Source organism: Sphingopyxis alaskensis RB2256 (assembly GCF_000013985.1).
Taxonomy (GTDB): Bacteria; Pseudomonadota; Alphaproteobacteria; order Sphingomonadales; family Sphingomonadaceae; genus Sphingopyxis; species Sphingopyxis alaskensis.
Map to the genome: position 1 here is coordinate 1 of NC_008036.1, position 13,342 is coordinate 13,342.

A 13,342-nucleotide genomic window follows, 5' to 3' on the forward strand; every position below is an offset into this window, starting at 1 on the left:
CCTCCCAAGTCCAAACTAAGCCGAAGCCCTTCCATTGATAACTGGCATCAGCACGGGATGGCACGTCTTTTGGCTTTGGAATGAGAGGGTCAATGATTGGGACTAACCAACCATATACGAAAATCGGGCCGATTGGCGTCAGCGTAATGAGCAACGTCGGTACGACAATTGCAAACAAGGCGAGAATGCTTTTCCTCATCCGATTGACGATCACAGATTAACTGCGGCAAGTCATCGATATTCGTGGGGTTGAGCAACCTGCAGATCATTTCGTGCTGAGGTTGGCATTCTACACACCAAGCCATTCGAGTCCGTGCGGCAGCTCTTCCGCCGCAAAATCTACCTGAAGGACTCTTCTGCTTTTCGGCGCAGAGGCAGCGTCGGACGCGTGAAGAATTGGCGTTGCGTATAGCCATACATCGCCAGCTTCGGCCAAACAGACCGCTGTTCCGCACCTGTCTACCACTCCCTTGACCCGATCTACGGCTATTCTTCCGTAGGTGTGGGATCCAGGAGCAATGAGCAGTGGTGCATTGCTAGCGGGCACATTGTCGATGTGCGCCCTCACCGTCACCATGCGGGTAAGAAGATCAAATGGCGGTGCAACGTGATTCATACCGCTTTTCAAGGTCCAGGGGCCAAACCCCGGTGCATCTCGCCTTTCTTTGACACAGATTGTTCGGTCTTGGTGCCAAGCGAGTGCCCAATTGCTTATCGTCGATTTGTTGAAGAGAATTGCCCTAACCGGTCGGGAAGAGTTACCCAAAGCGCTTGCGGCTATTGCCCCTATCGGACCTTCTCTCGCAAGAATTGGATCGAGCGCGGGTATCCCATGCAAACGAACGCCCGCCCCATCTGCTGGAACCTCGGCAAGCGCTGATATCACATCGTCAATGCAATGGGAGATCGCGCCTTTGAATAGCTGCGCCCCATAGGCTGCAAATTGAGTTGTCGGACGGTCTTTCAACATCCACTTCGCTAAGCATGAGAAACCCCTTTCGGCAACGCCCGCGATTGAGTTGATACGTCATTGCGCGATCCGAATTGAGCAACTGACCGGCCTTTCTTCCTTCCGCGCCTTTTCGGTGCATCGGCTCAATTTTTCGCGGTTTGCGCTAAGGACACGCTGCGCCTCCGCCAATTCTTCCCAAGCTTCGGGGTTCTGAGACCGGATGAGCCTGATTCCTGCTTCCACAATGGACGGCTCTCCAACAGACTTGCGAGCCATCCGTTCGGGTAGCTGCCAGCTTTCTGGCATGGCGCGGGCGATGGTGCCGGGGAGAATCGACCAAAGCAGGATGCCGACCAAGAATCCCATGCCTGCAAAGCGCCAGGTCTGACGCTTCTGCTCGTCCTCGGCGCGGACTCTTCCGACAATTGCGGCGAGCCGGCCGGTTGCATTGTCCAGATCTTTGCGGCCCTGTCGGAACAGGTCGCTGCTGTCGCACAGCATGTCGAGCGAGGCGCGCTTGATCTGAACCGCAATGTCTTCCGGCGTCAGCTCGATGGCAGGCTTGTTGCCGATTGCGGTTAACGTCTTGGAGACCTGTGCCAGCTGATCGGCCATCTGGCCGAGCGTTGCCGTGTAGTCCGGGATTACGATGTCGGCGCGCTCCCTGGCCATGTTCTGGACCGTATGCCGCACCATGGCCATTTCGCCTTCAAGACGGGCGAAGGCTTCTGTTGCCGGATCGGATTCTTCCGCCGTATCAATTTCCGGTTCTGCCTCCGGGGCGGGAGGTTCCTCCACTTCAAGGTCCAACTGTACTTCTTCGATTTGATCGTCTTCCATCATTCAGCTCCTAAATGCCCATGTCGAAAGCGCGGGTGCGTTCACGGGCGAGGGTTGCGGTGAGTTCTTTGGCGATGCTGCGTTCCGGCTTCGGATCGATGCCAAGTTCGCGGGTCTTGCCGCGCAGCAGGCCTTCGACTTGCGGGTCGCGTTCAAGCGACTTCGCCAGCTCGTTCTGCTTTGCCGATACGCGGACAGCACCGGCGCGGTCGCCCTGCTGTTCAAGCTGCTTGCGCGCCGTGCTGAGTCCCTGCCAATCACTGACAAAGCGCTCGGATCGCAGCGCAGGATCGGTGCGCACTGCGGCCTCTTGGTTCATGGCGCGCATGGCCTCCTGGCTACGCCCGCCAGCGGCCTCTGGGATCAGCTCAGGCCGCCGCTCCAGCGCCTTGGCGAGATCGGTGGCCGCATGGGGCCGAATCGCGTCGAGCGCTTTTCCTGCCTTCTCCAGCGCGTCCTTCTGGTGCGGGAGAACGGGCAAGCCCTGGGCTTGCATCGTTCCGATATCGCCAAGCGCGCGGGCATAGCGTTCGACCGCGCGACGCTGGTCGTTCTGCGTGTTCGACTTTGCCGGAAGCGGTTCGAGCTGACGGGCCTGCGGTCGGAAGTTTCCGAAGATGGATTTGGCCTTCTCCGGCACTTGCCGAACCATCGCCATTACCCGCTCGCGGAAGCTGATTCCGCGCAGTTCGGCGAAAGCCTGCTCGGGCTTGTAGTCGCCCGCCATATCTTTCCCGCGCTCGCGGCTAAGGGTGCGAACAAGTTTGGACTGGTCGGCAAAGTCATCGCGCCCATAATGCAGCGCTAGCCCCTCGCGGTGACGCGACATGGCGACATAGGCGGAATGGCTGTCCATGCCCGGTGTGGCGAGAATATGCGTGCGGTCCACTGTCATGCCTTGCGCCTTGTGGATCGTGGCGGCGTAGCCATGATCGATGTGGGCGTAGTACTTGGTGTCGAAGGCAACTTCCCGCCCATCGTCCGTGCGCACGGCCATGCGCTGCGGGCTGGACATCGCGACCGTGCCGAGCGTCCCGTTCTTCACCCCAAGTTCGCGTTCGTTGCGCAGGAAGATGATGCGGTCCCCCGATGCAAATTTCCGTTCGCCGCGTGCGGCCTTGATCGTGGCATCGGCACCTAGCGCGCCAGCCACGCGCATTTTCTCGCGCGCCATCTGGTTGAGCTCGCGGACCTCGTCATTGGTGTGGGTAAGGATGATCCGTCTTTCGTCTGGGCTGTCCTGCCGCTCGCGATCCCAACGCTCGACAAGCTCTGTCCGTGCGACCTCGCGGGTGTCGGTGGCATAGACCATGCCGCGCTCTTCGTAGGTGCGGATCGCTTCGCCCGTGCGGCCCGTGGCGAGCTGCCTGGTCGTATCCTGCTGCCATGCCGATAGCTGACGGCGAACCTCGCTGATCTCGACCCCGCCGTGGCGCTCGTGGATTGCCCGGAATGCTGCACCTGCCTCGATGGCCTGGAGCTGTTGCTGGTCACCGACTAGGACAAGTTTCGCACTGGACTTTGCGGCATGGGACAGCACGCGCTCCATCTGGCGCGTGCCGACCATACCCGCTTCGTCAATGACGAGCACATCCTTGGCAGTCAGCTGCTCGCACCCTTTGCCCCATTGATGCTCAAGGCTGGCGATGGTGCGCGATGCGATGCCGGAGCCGTTTTCCAGACCCTCGGCGGTAATGCCGGACAGGGCTGCGCCACGCACATTGTAGCCCGCGCTTTCCCATGCCTCGCGCGCCACGCCCAGCATCGCGCTTTTGCCGGTCCCGGCATAGCCAACGATCACGGCAAGGCCACCCTTCTTGGTGACATACTCGAAGGCGGATTTCTGCTCGCCTGACAGCACCAGACCGCGCTTCGCGGCGCTTGCAAACGCGGCGTTCCGCTGCACATCATTTACGGCGTGACCAGCGCGTTGCGCCATCGCGTCGGCAGCGCAATGCAGGCGCTGTTCGGTCTCGATCATCGCCCGCGAAGTGAAGCGGTCTTGCCCGCGTCCATCCTTGCCCAATGCGATCAGCTCGGGCGCCGCGCGCACGGCATTGTAGGCGGCGTCAAACTGCTCCTTCCCGTCGCTATGCCGGTGAACAAAGGCGGCAAGGTCGCGCCTGGTGAAGGTGGCTTGCTGGTGCGTGATCGCATCCAAGGCCAGCGAGGGATTGGCGATTATGCGTTCGCCATTGCGCTGGGCGATGGCGCGGTGTTCCTCAATCCGCTCGGCTTCCAGACCGCGTCCGCCAATGCGCGAGGCGGCGGGACCGATCTTGTCCTGCGGTTCCAGCGCAATGCCCTGCGCTTCCAGGCTGCGATGATCGATCCGCGTATCGATGTCGCGTTCCGCCAGCGCGCGGTTGACATGATCGGCCCAGCGCTCGCGCCACTGCTCGATCAGCGCGGTCTTGTTCCAGTCGCGGACTTTTGCGCCAAAGCCATCCTTGGTAACCTCGCGCATGGTCAGCATGACGTGGGCGTGCGGCTTGGCTTTGCCGTCCTCGCCAATATCCCAATGGACATTGAGATCGGCGATCATGCCTTTTTCGACGAATTCAGCCTTCACGAACTCGCGCGCCAGCCTGATGTTGTCTTTCTTCGACAGTTCGCGGGGCAGGGCGAACTCGACCTCGCGGGCAAGCTGCGCATCCTTGCGCTTCTCCGCAGCTTCGACCGCGTTCCACAAAGTGGCGCGGTCGGCGAGGGCTTCGGGTGCGCCTTTGGGCAGCATCACTTCGGAATGAAGAACGCCTGCCTTGTTGGTGAAATCGTGGGTTCTGTCGATCCGCTCATCGTGCAGTTGCTCGCCCGCACGATAGGCCGCAGCCGCCACGGCACTGCGTCCGCTCGACCTTCCGATGACCTTCGCGCTGAAATGAAAGATTGCCATGTCGGCAATCCAGTTACACCGCAAACGCCACGTCGGCACGACGTATAAGCGCGCCCTCTCATGATAAAATCCTGATCGGGACTAGGCGGTATCACACTGTCCCGGCGACCTTACTGCATTGAGATAGCTCACCGATTATCATGTCTCCATCACACCAACGATGGAGATATCCCATGCGCAAACCCCGCGATTTTGATTCGGAGCTCAAGGCCCTCGCCGACAAGGCCAAGCAGATGAAGGAACGCCGCGTGCGCGACCTCGGCGCGCTGGTCACGGCAACCGGAGCCGACGCACTCGATGCGGATGTGCTGGCGGGCGCGCTGCTCGAGGCTGTCGACAACAACGACAAGGCTATAAGCGAGGGCTGGCGCAAGCGCGGCGCGGCCTTCTTTCAGGGCAAGCAACGCAACACTGCGAGCGGACCTCGGCAGCAGCCGGAAGGCACTCTCCCGCTCGATGGCGGCGCGGCATCGGCTTGAGGCAGCAAAGGCACGAACCGACATGCGCGAATGGCAGGTCAAACGACGCGAACGAACCCGGCAACTGATCGAACTGGGCGGCTTGGTTGCCAAGGCCGATCTGGTAGAGCTGACCGATGATGATCGCGCCGCCCTCTACGGCGCATTCCTCACCGTCGCCGCCAAGCTGCGCGGGCCGGATGGTGCGCAGGCGCTGGTGCTGTTCCGGCGCAAGGGCAAGCGGGCGTTCGAGGCAGAGCAGTCTGACTGAGCGACAAAAGAAAGCGGCTCCGGTCCCTGTGAAATGGAGTTGATTGCTCGCGTCAGCTTTGCGCCCCACATCCAGCCATCGAAGGTTCAACGACGATCGCCTGAAAGCGGACATCGGATCAGTAGGCTCGATCTGGCAGCAACGTCGGACGGTCCGGAACGGCAGGTTTTGGGGAGTGAACGAGGGATAGCTGCCCTTCGTTGCGGCCATGTCCGATGGCAGCTAGCCGAGATCGATTTTACCGGCATTGCGGCTTCGCGCTTGTTTGAATAGGTCTGGCCCGGAATCCACTGGCAGGGAATGAGGCTATGCGAGAACATGAGGTGCGGCGGCAAGTTGTCAGCGAAATGCATTTGCGTCGCTGGCCGCTGTTGCAACTGCCGGTCGCAGTGTTCCAGTGGGTGCTTGAGGTTGGGCCTGGCGAGCGTGAGGCGGAGCGCTCAGTCTTGTCCGCTCTGTGCGGAAGCCAATCGGATGAAGAGAATCCGCGCCACCTGTCAGGTGCACTCTCCGGCGACGTCTCCTTTACATGGGAGCGACAGAGCGAAGGTTCGACGCTGACAGTGTTTTGTCCGGGACGCGCCATCGAAGTTTTGCTCGCCCCCGGACTGGACTCTTCGGTGGGCGAGGCCATTGACTGGGCGGAAACCATGCCGGGCGCAATCATTCGCGCGACATCGATCTGGGTTGGTGGCGACGAAGCCGAAGTCGAAAGGGCATTGCCCGCGGTTGATTTCAACCGCAGCGAGCTTGTGTCGTGCGGCCTCTCCGGGGGAGTGCGTATCTGGTCGGATTTTCGCATTCACCCCGATGGCCGGGGGCGCCTTGTGGTGTCAGCCGGGGAAGTCGACCGGAGTGATCTCACCCGGCAACTGCAGCAATTGCAGGAGCTTGGGAATTACCGCAACAAGGCGCTCTTGGGGCTGCCGGTGGCGCAAGAGGCCTGGCCAAGGCTGGACGCGGCCGAACGCGAATTGGCCGCACTGGCCAAGGCCGTCACTTCCTCGGCGGCCTCTGACGATGATTTGCTGGCGCAATTGTCTGACCTCAGCCTGGAACTTTCGACCATTGCCACGTCAATCGACTATCGCATGAACGCTACCGCAGCCTATTCGCGTCTGGTGGAAGAGAGGCTCGCACAACTTGCTCCGGAACCGATCCGTGGGTTCGCTTCGCTCGTCGACTTCACTGAACGCCGCTTCCTGCCGGCAGCGCGCACCTGCGCCGCCTTGACTGAGCGCGAACGTCAGCTGACACGGCGTGCGCGCCAAATCTCCGAACTGCTGCGCGCCCGCATCGAGACGCGGATCGAGAACCAGAACGCGAAACTGCTTCGATCGATGGAGCGCAGCACGACGATGCAAGTGCGCTTGCAGCAGATCGTCGAGGGCCTCTCCGTAGTGGCCGTGAGTTATTATGCCATCGGCCTGCTAGGGTATGCCATAAAGGGTGCGTCCCATCACTTTGACTGGGTTGATCCGGAAGTTGCGATCGCTTTGCTGGTGCTGCCGGTCCTGGGATGCGTGTGGTTTGCGCTCCATTCGCTCAAAAAGCGGGTTCTGGGCGGCGATTAGCTGCATTCACGCGGAAATTGCGCACGCGACAACGCCTGTGACCAGCCCACAAGCTCATCTCATTGTTAAGTTGGCAGGCGAAATGCAAACTTTCCTTGCACATCGGGCGCGACTGGCGGTAGCAGTTGCGGTCCGCTGCATGTTGGGAGGTGCATTTGGCCGGGGAATTGACGATCCTTGTTGTTTCGCGCGACGATGCGCTGATCAGCGCGGCGCGAGCTGGGCTGAAGGAGCGGGCTGATTACCGGCTGGTCATAGCTGAGGACGGCAAGACCGCGCAGGAGCGGCTCAACGACATCGAAGTACACCTCTTGCTTTGCGATCTCGACACGGTGGACGATGCCCAGGACAACATACTGACACGCGCGCGCGTTTCACATCCGGGGGTTTGTCGAATTGCGGTCTCTTCGCAGAATCGCGACGATGCTGACAGCGAGGCAGTCCGTCGCTCTGCCGCCTATCTCTATCTGTTCAAGCCGCTAACACCTCATCAGATTGCGCTCATGGTAAAGCGCAGCCTGGAAATGAACGAACTTTCGCGACGGCATCGCCTTCTTTCGCGTGAACTGAAGATTTCGGTCGATGACCAGATCTTCGAGGAACGCGTGGATATGTCAGTCAAGGGCGGTTACTCGCAATTCGAGAAGCTCGTTTATGCCAGCGCCAAGATGGCTGATTTGATCGTTGAAGCGCGCAAGGCGGCAGTCACCGATCTGCCAGTCCTCATCGAGGGCGACACCGGGACGGGCAAGGAACTGCTGGCGCGAGCGATCCATTTCAACTCTACACGTGTCGATTCTCCGATCCATGTACAGAATTGCGGCGGTATGCTGGATTCCACGCTCCATTCCGAATTGTTCGGACATGTGCGGGGGGCTTACACCGGAGCCACCGCAGACCGGCTTGGGCTGTTCCGTGCCGCAGATGGCGGAACGGTGTTCCTTGACGAAATTTCAGATGTTTCGCCGAGTTTCCAGGTCAGCCTGCTGCGCTTCCTTCAGAATGGCGAGGTTAAACCGCTAGGGTCGGACAAGTTGTTGCATGCCAATGTCCGGATCATTGCGGCGTCGAACCGGCCGCTTCTGGAAATGGTCGAAAAAGGCGAATTTCGGCGTGACCTGTATTATCGTCTCAAGGGCTTTTCGCTGAGCATCCCGGCGCTGCGGGACAGGCGGGAGGATATTCCTGTTCTTACAGATTTCTTCATCGAGAAATATGCCGGAGTAGTCGGCCGCAGGGTAATTGGCATTACGCAGAGTGCGCTCGACAGGCTGCAGGCTCATCAATACCCAGGCAATGTCCGGGAACTGGAAAGCGAGATCAGGCGCGCGGTGGCGCTGGCTGAAAATGGTGGTTACATTACAGAGCGTAACCTCTCGGCCGTGTTTGATAATCTCGTTGTTGCCCCGGATGTCGGCCAGCAGGCGGAAATGGAAGGCGGCACACTCAAGGAGATGGTCGAGCGTCTGGAGCAACGGGTCGTGGTAGGTGCACTCACCCGTTTTCGCTGGAACCAGAGCAAGGCTGCCGACGCGCTGGGGCTATCCCGCGTGGGCCTGGCCAACAAGATCAAGCGCTACGGTCTGCATGATGGCTGACGGTGGTCTCATGCAGGAGCAGGAGCAGGAACGGGAGTGGCAGTGAAATGGCAGACCGGGACAATGTTGTTCGCTTGCGTTTTTCCCGCATGCCCTATCCGGGGCAAGAGGCGCCACAAGACCTCGGCTCGACAAAGCTGACGCGAACAGCGGGTGCAGGACTTTCTGGTGCGCATGGCCATTGGTGCGGGCGCTGCAAAGGCATCTGGTATTCGGCGTTCGGCGAAGTTGAATGCCCGGTCTGCGGCAACCGGCACGGCTAGCCTGAACGGTTGGCATACGCACCTCCTGCGGCTCCGACTGCAAAGAATGTTTCAAGGAGTGCGTGCAAAGTTTCTTTGCATTTTCTTCGCCGAAAATAAGGGCTTCGCCATACGATATTGAAAATGCTTTAGTATTTTTCTGGCACGAATCATGCTTAATGTCCTCCCATGGCCCGCAGGGGCATTTGGCCGGTCGGGCACTCCGCCGGGAAGTTGGGAGACTGAGAAATGGCGAATCTGTTGTGGCTTCAAGGCGGTGCGTGCTCTGGCAACACCATGTCCTTCCTTAATGCCGAGGAGCCCAGCGCATGCGATCTGGTGACGGATTTTGGCATCAATGTCCTTTGGCATCCCTCGCTTGGCCTCGAGCTGGGTGAGAATGTCAAAGTCATGATGGAAAAGTGCCTTTCCGGCGAAATTCCGCTCGACATTTTCGTGTTCGAAGGCAGCGTCATCAATGCGCCCAACGGTACGGGCGAATGGAATCGCTTCTGCGGTCGTCCGATGAAAGACTGGGTGGCAGATCTTTCTGCCAAGGCGCAATTTGTTGTGGCTATTGGCGATTGCGCCACCTGGGGCGGCATCCCGGCAACGGCTCCCAATCCGTCTGAAAGCGAAGGCTTGCAGTTCCTCAAGCGGGCCAAGGGTGGAGCGCTGGGCGAAGGCTTCACGTCTCAGGCTGGCCTTCCGGTCATCAATATTCCCGGCTGCCCCGCTCACCCTGACTGGGTAACGCAGATCCTTGTCGCCGTTGCCACGGGCCGCGCGGGCGACCTGACGCTGGACGAATTCCATCGGCCAAAGACCTTCTTCTCCAGCTTCACGCAGACGGGCTGCACCCGCAACATGCACTTCGCCTACAAGGTCTCGACCACGGCCTTCGGTCAGCGCAAGGGCTGCCTCTATTACGATCTGGGGTGCCGCGGCCCGATGACTCACAGCCCCTGCAACCGCATTCTGTGGAACCGCGTTTCGTCCAAGACCCGTGCTGGCATGCCCTGCCTTGGCTGTACGGAACCGGAATTCCCCTTCTTCGATCTCGCCCCAGGAACTGTCTTCAAGACCCAGACTGTGATGGGCGTGCCGAAGGATCTTCCGCTAGGGGTTGATCGTACCGGCTACGTCAAGCTCACAGCTGCCGCCAAGGGTGCGGCTCCGGCGTGGGCCGAAGAGGATATCTTCGTCGTCTGATTCATGAGGGTTCATGGCGCGCAGCGAAGCGCGCCGCACACAGAATTTCGGGAGAATTACAATGGCAGCTACACAAACCCTCGACATCTCGCCCGTTGGCCGGGTGGAGGGCGACCTTGATGTCCGTGTCGACATCGAGAACGGGATCGTCACCAATGCATGGACGCAAGCGGAAATGTTCCGCGGCTTCGAGGTCATCCTCAAGAACAAGGATCCACAGGCCGGGCTTGTCGTTACGCCTCGTGCTTGCGGAATCTGCGGTGCCTCGCACCTTTCCTGTGCGGCATGGGCGCTTGACACTGCCTGGGGTACGACCGTTCCGCGCAACGCCATTCTCGCCCGCAACCTCGGGCAAATCGTCGAAACCATCCAGTCGATCCCGCGCCATCATTATGGCCTGTTCATGATCGACTACACCAACCAGAACTATGCGAAGTCCAAGTTCTACGAAGAAGCGGTGAAGCGCTATGCGCCCTTCACAGGGACCTCCTATGAAGCGGGTGTGACCATTTCGGGCCGCCCGGTAGAAATCTATGCCCTGCTTGGCGGGCAGTGGCCGCATTCTTCCTTCATGGTTCCCGGCGGCGTGATGTGCGCCCCGACTCTGACCGACGTGACCCGCGCATGGTCGATCCTGGAGCATTTCCGCCGCAACTGGATCGAACCGCTGTTCCTTGGATGCTCGATGGAGCGCTATGAGGAAATCAGGACTTATGACGACCTGATGGCGTGGCTGGACGAAAAGCCCGAGCATGCCAATTCGGACCTTGGCATGTTCATCCGCATGTCGCTCGATATCGGGCTCGACAAATATGGCAAGGGCCACGGCAAGTTCATCTCCTGGGGCTATCTCCCCCATGAAGACCGTTACAACAATCCGACGATTGAAGGTCGCAATGGCGCGGTCATCATGAAGTCGGGCGTGTTCGATGGTGCCAGCGACACTTTCAAGCTCATGGATCAGGGCAACACCCGTGAGGACATGCAGCATGCCTGGTACGATGAAGGTGACGGCCTCCATCCGTTCGACCGGACAACCAATCCGGTAGCCAAGAACGACATCGACACAGACGGAAAGTACAGCTGGTCAACCGCTGTCCGCCACAGCGACAACGGACGTCTTGAAGCAGGGCCGCTGGCTCGCCAGCTGATAGCAGGTGGCGATCACGGCGAGAGTTGGCAGCACAGTGATGGCCTGGTGCTCGACATGTATCGCAAGCTGGGCGGCGCTTCGATCTACCTGCGTCACTTCGCCCGTCTGCACGAACTGTGCAAACTCTATCGGGAATCCGAGCGAATTCTGCGCGAGTTCCGCCTCAATGACGAGTGGTACATCAAGCCGACCGAGCGCGATGGCCAGGGATGGGGCGCGACCGAGGCTGCGCGCGGTGCCTTGTGCCACTGGATCGACGTGCGCGATGGCAAAATCCACAACTACCAGATCATTGCTCCGACCACCTGGAACGTTGGTCCGCGGGCGAGCAATGGCGAGTTGGGGCCGATCGAGGAGGCACTCATCGGCACCCCGATTGCAAATACTTCCGATCCGGTTGAAGTCGGGCATGTTTGCCGTTCCTACGACAGCTGCCTGGTTTGCACGGTCCACGCACACGATGCGAAAACGGGCGAGGAACTGGCCCGCTTCCGCACAGCTTGATATCGGGTCGCCGGGTGGGAGGACGCTGCAAGATGTCTCCCACCCGAGGCTGCGAATAGAATAACAACCCGTTGGGAGAATGCGCCGGAATGACTGGCGACAACACCGAATTGCAGCGCCAGCGCGAATGGCTCTTGTCCCGGTATGGCGTGGTGCCTTCGGAGGCCGATCATGCGACACTTCTGCGCATGATCGAGGATTATCTCAACGAAGGGCTGGAAACGCAGGTAGAGCCATTCCCCGAAACGGACCGCGAATTTTCAGGTATTCTTGATGAGTTAAGGGCGCTCGACCCGGATGATCTAAGGGCCAAGCTCGACATTTCCGGCTGGTTGCTTCGCCCATACGGGGCAGACGAGATGCGCTGTCAGGAATGCATGTATTATCTGGTCCACAGGCGCTGGTGTGACCTGCCGGAGCTAAGCTTGCCCGCCGAGCCCGAATGGTGGTGCCGCCTCTGGCGCATTTGAAGGAGTTGCGCATGGCCACTGATGCAGACGAAACCCTACGGCAGGAAATCGCGGGTCTTCTGGCTGGCGGCCTTGAAACCGAAGTCTTCCCCAGAGCCGAAGACTCTGCGCAGGTCAACGCGATCGTGTCCCGCCTGCAATCGGAAGGCAAGGATCTTGCTTCCAAGCTTGTGGTTGCTGGCTTTACAGATCACACCATCACGGCTGATGAACTGGAACAGCCCTGCGAAACCTGCATGTATTACCTTATCAAGCGCCGCTTCTGTGATCTGCCTGAACTTATGCTGCCGGTTGAACCCGAGTGGTCGTGCCGCCTGTGGCGAATTTAGACGCACCTGCCACTGCGATCATTGGCTGCGGCAATATCAATCGCGGTGATGACGGGGCTGGTCCGGCCGTCATCGCCCGGCTTGCTGCTGAAGATTTGCCGTCTGATGTAGAGCTGCTGGATGCCGGCACTGATGGGATGGCAGTGATGTACCGTGCGCGCGGGGCGCAGCAGCTTATCGTGATCGATGCAAGGGAGCCCGAAGGCAAGCCGGGGGCTATCTACGAGGTTCCCGGCGATGTGCTGGCGGCAGAACCGGTCCATGGCGTGGGTCTTCACGCGTTCCGTTGGGACAACGCCCTGTTTGTGGGACGCAAGATCTTTGGCGATGACTTCCCTTCTGATGTGCAAGTCTATCTGATCGAAGCGCAGACGCTGGACTATGCCACCGAGCTTTCCGGGCCGGTAGTTGCAGCGGTCGAGAAGGTGGCGGCCAAGATCGCGGCGCGGCTCGTCATCGCCCCCGAGGCTTAAGTCATGGAGCACACCATCTCCGTCGCGCGCGGGACGATCCGGTTTCCCGCAGGCCTGGTCGCTACCTATTTCTCGGGCATCGATGCAGTTGCGGTGCTGATCGATGGCGCGACCTTGCGGATTTTGCCGGTCTTTCACGCGGCGGCCGGAGGAGCGCTGTTGAAACAACGCAATGCTCAAGGCGATCGGGTGGTTGGCGCTTTCGATGTGTTCGAGGCGCATGGCCTCGCCGACTTCGAGGCGCAGGACGTCCCCGTAAGATGGTCAAGCGGAGACGCGGCGCTTCTTGCGGACCTTCCCGTAACTGATAACTAAGTTTACATAACGAAAAACTGATAGACAATTCATCCGGCGCTCGTTTTAAGAGCTG

General features: G+C 59.8%; 13 protein-coding genes. 10 read left to right on the plus strand and 3 right to left on the minus strand.

What is annotated here, in order from left to right:
• Positions 1–289: 289 nt before the first annotated feature.
• Genes SALA_RS16990 through traA form a run of 3 tightly spaced genes read right to left on the minus strand, consistent with a single transcriptional unit; the run spans position 290 to position 4,688 of the window.
• Positions 290–970, minus strand: a complete 681-nt coding sequence (locus tag SALA_RS16990; RefSeq protein WP_011536516.1) for a phytanoyl-CoA dioxygenase family protein — start codon at positions 968–970, stop codon at positions 290–292.
• 57 nt (positions 971–1,027) lie between these two features.
• A complete protein-coding gene (locus SALA_RS16195; RefSeq protein WP_011536517.1) occupies positions 1,028–1,795 on the minus strand; it encodes a DUF6118 family protein in 768 nt (255 codons plus the stop codon).
• A gap of 7 nt (positions 1,796–1,802) precedes the next feature.
• On the minus strand, positions 1,803–4,688 hold the full coding sequence (gene traA, locus SALA_RS16200; RefSeq protein ID WP_041384243.1) for a Ti-type conjugative transfer relaxase TraA: 2,886 nt from the start codon (positions 4,686–4,688) through the stop codon (positions 1,803–1,805).
• Between the two features lie 173 nt (positions 4,689–4,861).
• Here traA and SALA_RS16205 point away from each other — a divergent pair, with 173 nt between their 5' ends.
• The 10 genes from SALA_RS16205 (at position 4,862) to SALA_RS16250 (ending at position 13,287) form a co-directional block, all read left to right on the plus strand.
• Positions 4,862–5,167 carry a conjugal transfer protein TraD gene (locus SALA_RS16205; protein ID WP_011536519.1) on the plus strand — a complete coding sequence of 102 codons (306 nt, stop codon included), beginning with the start codon at positions 4,862–4,864 and terminating at the stop codon, positions 5,165–5,167.
• A 22-nt stretch (positions 5,168–5,189) separates the two neighbouring features.
• Positions 5,190–5,417 (plus strand): conjugal transfer protein TraD, encoded by a 228-nt coding sequence (locus tag SALA_RS16210; protein ID WP_041384259.1) that lies wholly within the window; start codon positions 5,190–5,192, stop codon positions 5,415–5,417.
• A gap of 308 nt (positions 5,418–5,725) precedes the next feature.
• The gene (locus tag SALA_RS16215) at positions 5,726–6,991 is read left to right on the plus strand and encodes a DUF3422 family protein (protein WP_011536521.1); all 1,266 of its coding nucleotides are present in this window, start codon (positions 5,726–5,728) and stop codon (positions 6,989–6,991) included.
• Positions 6,992–7,140: 149 nt separating this feature from the next.
• Entirely contained in the window at positions 7,141–8,589 is a 1,449-nt protein-coding gene (locus tag SALA_RS16220) for a sigma-54 dependent transcriptional regulator (protein ID WP_011536522.1), read from the plus strand.
• A gap of 491 nt (positions 8,590–9,080) precedes the next feature.
• The gene (locus SALA_RS16225) at positions 9,081–10,043 is read left to right on the plus strand and encodes a hydrogenase (protein WP_011536524.1); all 963 of its coding nucleotides are present in this window, start codon (positions 9,081–9,083) and stop codon (positions 10,041–10,043) included.
• A 13-nt stretch (positions 10,044–10,056) separates the two neighbouring features.
• Positions 10,057–11,700 (plus strand): nickel-dependent hydrogenase large subunit, encoded by a 1,644-nt coding sequence (locus SALA_RS16230; RefSeq protein ID WP_011536525.1) that lies wholly within the window; start codon positions 10,057–10,059, stop codon positions 11,698–11,700.
• Between the two features lie 89 nt (positions 11,701–11,789).
• Positions 11,790–12,170 (plus strand): hypothetical protein, encoded by a 381-nt coding sequence (locus SALA_RS16235; RefSeq protein ID WP_007015745.1) that lies wholly within the window; start codon positions 11,790–11,792, stop codon positions 12,168–12,170.
• A gap of 11 nt (positions 12,171–12,181) precedes the next feature.
• Positions 12,182–12,499: a hypothetical protein gene (locus tag SALA_RS16240; protein ID WP_041384263.1), complete on the plus strand. Its 318-nt coding sequence runs from the start codon at positions 12,182–12,184 to the stop codon at positions 12,497–12,499.
• Positions 12,487–12,972: a hydrogenase maturation protease gene (locus SALA_RS16245; RefSeq protein ID WP_011536528.1), complete on the plus strand. Its 486-nt coding sequence runs from the start codon at positions 12,487–12,489 to the stop codon at positions 12,970–12,972. Before SALA_RS16240 ends, SALA_RS16245 begins: the two co-directional genes overlap by 13 nt.
• 3 nt (positions 12,973–12,975) lie before the next feature.
• Positions 12,976–13,287, plus strand: a complete 312-nt coding sequence (locus SALA_RS16250; protein ID WP_011536529.1) for a hypothetical protein — start codon at positions 12,976–12,978, stop codon at positions 13,285–13,287.
• The last annotated feature ends 55 nt before the right edge of the window (positions 13,288–13,342 follow it).

Bases quoted from the DNA above. Each gene is read 5' to 3' on its own strand.
- SALA_RS16235 (WP_007015745.1), top strand. From the start codon at position 11,790: ATGACTGGCGACAACACCGAATTGCAGCGCCAGCGCGAATGGCTCTTG.
- SALA_RS16230 (WP_011536525.1), top strand. From the start codon at position 10,057: ATGGCGCGCAGCGAAGCGCGCCGCACACAGAATTTCGGGAGAATTACA.
- SALA_RS16195 (WP_011536517.1), bottom strand. From the start codon at position 1,795: ATGATGGAAGACGATCAAATCGAAGAAGTACAGTTGGACCTTGAAGTG.
- SALA_RS16240 (WP_041384263.1), top strand. From the start codon at position 12,182: ATGGCCACTGATGCAGACGAAACCCTACGGCAGGAAATCGCGGGTCTT.
- SALA_RS16990 (WP_011536516.1), bottom strand. From the start codon at position 970: ATGTTGAAAGACCGTCCGACAACTCAATTTGCAGCCTATGGGGCGCAG.
- SALA_RS16205 (WP_011536519.1), top strand. From the start codon at position 4,862: ATGCGCAAACCCCGCGATTTTGATTCGGAGCTCAAGGCCCTCGCCGAC.
- SALA_RS16225 (WP_011536524.1), top strand. From the start codon at position 9,081: ATGGCGAATCTGTTGTGGCTTCAAGGCGGTGCGTGCTCTGGCAACACC.
- traA (WP_041384243.1), bottom strand. From the start codon at position 4,688: ATGGCAATCTTTCATTTCAGCGCGAAGGTCATCGGAAGGTCGAGCGGA.
- SALA_RS16215 (WP_011536521.1), top strand. From the start codon at position 5,726: ATGCGAGAACATGAGGTGCGGCGGCAAGTTGTCAGCGAAATGCATTTG.
- SALA_RS16210 (WP_041384259.1), top strand. From the start codon at position 5,190: ATGCGCGAATGGCAGGTCAAACGACGCGAACGAACCCGGCAACTGATC.
- SALA_RS16250 (WP_011536529.1), top strand. From the start codon at position 12,976: ATGGAGCACACCATCTCCGTCGCGCGCGGGACGATCCGGTTTCCCGCA.